We start from the raw sequence: 3,121 nt of genomic DNA, 5'->3' as shown, positions 1-3,121 counted from the left end.
ATTGCAACTCCACAGTTAATAGTCACCAATACAGAAGGGGCGAAGAAAGCTGGTGCGCTCTTATCTGCTGGTTGTTTGGCGATCGGACTGCCTGGAATTTGGATGGGTGTGCGATCTAAGCGAGACGGTTTGCCATCGTTACGATATTTGGTACCTCAGCTTGAAGTTTTTTGTCATGCCGATCGTGAATTTGTATTCTGTTTCGATCGGGATGAAAAGCCCAAGACGATCGCGGATGTACGCAAAGCGATCGATGCTACTGGGAAATTACTTCAACGGAAAGGGTGTAAAGTTTCGACAATTACGTGGACGCAACCCTGTAAGGGTGTTGACGACTTAATTGTCCAGATGGGAACCGCATTTTATTTTGAAGTATTCGATCGCCGCTTGAGTTTAGATAGCTGGCGATTAGCAGACATGTTTAGCCTCGGTCATTTCCCACAGCACAAAGTTAACGTTCGGTATTTATCGCCCAACGATCGTCCAGCAGAGTTAGAAGGTAAGATTATTTGCGTACAATCTGCCAAAGGAACGGGTAAAACTCAGTGGATCGGAGATTTATTAGCTCCAGAAATTGCCAAAGGTCGATCGGTACTAATTATTACTCACCGCATTCAACTAGCGCGTGAACTAGCACGACGGATTGGGGTGGCGCACATCAGTGAAGTTAGAAGTGGCGATGGAGCAGTCTTTGGCTATGCCTTGTGTATTGATTCGCTTCACGCAAAATCTCAGGCAAATTTTAATCCTGAAGCTTGGGAACAGTCTATCGTGGTCATTGACGAGTGCGATCAGGTACTTTGGCATTTGCTCGATTCTACAACTTGCCAGAATAATCGAGTTGCAATTCTTCAGAATTTTGAGCGATTAATGCGAACGATCGCTGAAAGTAACGGAACGATTATTCTTTCTGATGCGGATTTGTCGCGAGTGTCGATCGAGTATGTTCAACAATTGACCGATCGGAGAATGGCTTTATGGTTGATGGTTAATAAGTTTTTACCCAGCCAGGGCAAACGACAACTATTTCTATATGATTCGCCAGCAAGTCTAATGGCTAAAGCAATGCTGGCGATCGCTAATGGTGAAAAAGCGATCTTTCATCTTTCGGCACAAAAAGCTAAGAGTAAATGGTCAACTCAGAATGTCGAGTCAATGCTGAAGAAAAGATTTCCCCATTTGCGAATTGTCAGGATCGACGCTGCTACAGTTGCCGACCCCGCACACTCTGCATGTGGTTGTATCGACCAGATTAACGATTTTATTTTGCAGTACGATATAGTGATTTGTTCGCCTACGGTCGAAACTGGTATTAGTATTGATGTCAATCATTTTGATTCTGTGTGGAGTATTGCCAATGGAGTACAGACGGTAGATGCTGTTTGCCAAGCGATCGAGCGAGTAAGGTCGGATGTACCTCGGCATATTACGATCGGCACTGGTGGTATTACTTTTTGCGGCAATGGGTCGGATTCGCTCAAATCTCTAGTTCTATCGCAAAAACAAAATTTTAAAGCTAACTTATCTGCTTTGTCCAAAGTTGACATGCTTGCAGTTAGCGATGGATTTGGGGCCGGACACTTGAATACATGGGGCTGTTTTGCTGCCAGGGTAAACCAGGGCTTTAAAAAATATCGCGCCAATATCCTACACAAACTGATTCAAGATGGCTATGAGTTGTCGATCGCCGAAGTTGATGAAGATTTTAGGCAAGTAGATGAGGATATCGTTGCTGCCAAGGTGGAGAACTATAATTTAGAAATTGAGAGTAAAATTGCTGCGGAGAATCCTAATGATTACGAACTAGAGCTGCTGATTCAAAAAACATCGAAAACTAAAATCGAACGCGACAGGCAAGCTAAGGGCATAATTTGTCGAAAATATTTAACTGAAGATATCGACCGCGATTTAATTATTAAAGACGACGATAGCTGGTATCCTCAAATTCAACTCGCTTATTATTTGTCCGTTGGAGCCAAACACCTTAAGAGACGCGATAAGGGGCGATTAGAGGGGCTGTCGGAAGATGGGAGGATAGCTTTTATCCCTGACGGTAATCGGGCGTGTCTTTCGTCTAAAATTGCGGCTCTCAAGGTGCTGAAGATCGTACAGTTTTTCGGTGAAGACAAGATTTTTACAAATGAGAGCTTAATTGAGTGGCATCGGTATATCCTCCAATTCCGCTTTCAAGTTAAAGATATCTTGGGCGTAACGATTGGTTTAAATTCTACACCGATTAGAGCCGCTCAAGTGCTGTTGGATAAGCTGGGATATCGATTGGACTATCTCGATCGAGCGCGAATTGAAGGAGTGCCTACTCGTCGATATGGAGGAGTTCAACTTAATTGCGATCGGCGAGATGAGGTATTCGATCGATGGTTGGTTCGGGATGAGGCGATTCTGGAAGCCGCAATACGATCCACTACCTCTATAGCAGAGTTAAATGGAGAGAACTATCGCGCAGCAGCTTAGTTGCCTATTCGATCTGTGTACCCTAAAAATAGCCGATTGACTAATTTTGAAGGTGCTAGGAATTATTTTTGTTTTGTTAACAACTGGAATATGGCATTAAGCTAATTAACCTCATGCCATACTTCCTTTAGAGTCAGGCTGCTGATAGAGCTTCAAATCGGTCTGCTTCCCCAACTCGTTGTGGATCTATGATTGAAATAATTACAGCGGGATATTCACCGAGGAAAAGAGGACAGAATCGATCGACAAATTTAAACTTACCTTCTGCACCCACGATCTGAACTTCAAGATAGTTTTCAGATTCTTTGACAATCCAACAATTGATGCGCCGATATCGGTCTGGATGATATAAATATCCTTTCAGACTTTGTTTTTCTGGCGATCCTTTAGCTGGCTGAAAACATTTTATTTCTACTAGTAACTTTAATTCCTGTTGTGGCAAATGAGTATTTTTGGTTGAAGTTATATTTTCAAATATTCGATCCCAAATCGTTCTTTCTAAGTCTAATTTACTAACCTGAGTTCGATGAAGTTTTGTCTCCTCAAACTCAGGCATTTCAACACTTTTAGGCTAACAGCAGAATTTTTTCAATTTTTGGCACATTAAAATCCACCATCAATATCATTAATAGTTGAAAAAACATTGATT

The 3,121-nt window shown here is 42.3% G+C and carries 2 protein-coding genes; one reads left to right on the top strand and one right to left on the bottom strand.

The window, feature by feature from the left end:
- Positions 1-2,472 (top strand): plasmid replication protein, CyRepA1 family (locus ACEW9J_RS21115; RefSeq protein ID WP_373547057.1); only part of this gene is annotated, 2,472 nt, incomplete at its 5' end.
- Positions 2,473-2,605: 133 nt separating this feature from the next.
- Here ACEW9J_RS21115 and ACEW9J_RS21110 read toward each other — a convergent pair.
- Positions 2,606-3,028: a hypothetical protein gene (locus ACEW9J_RS21110; protein ID WP_373547056.1), complete on the bottom strand. Its 423-nt coding sequence runs from the start codon at positions 3,026-3,028 to the stop codon at positions 2,606-2,608.
- Positions 3,029-3,121: the final 93 nt, after the last annotated feature.

This window comes from Chamaesiphon sp. (assembly GCF_041737865.1).
In the GTDB taxonomy this organism is placed as follows: domain Bacteria; phylum Cyanobacteriota; class Cyanobacteriia; order Cyanobacteriales; family Chamaesiphonaceae; genus Chamaesiphon.
The sequence above is the reverse complement of the archived record's forward strand: the minus strand, read 5'-3'. Positions and strand labels throughout refer to the sequence as shown.

Coding starts and splice junctions, on each gene's coding strand:
- ACEW9J_RS21110 (WP_373547056.1), bottom strand. CDS start 3,028: ATGCCTGAGTTTGAGGAGACAAAACTTCATCGAACTCAGGTTAGTAAA.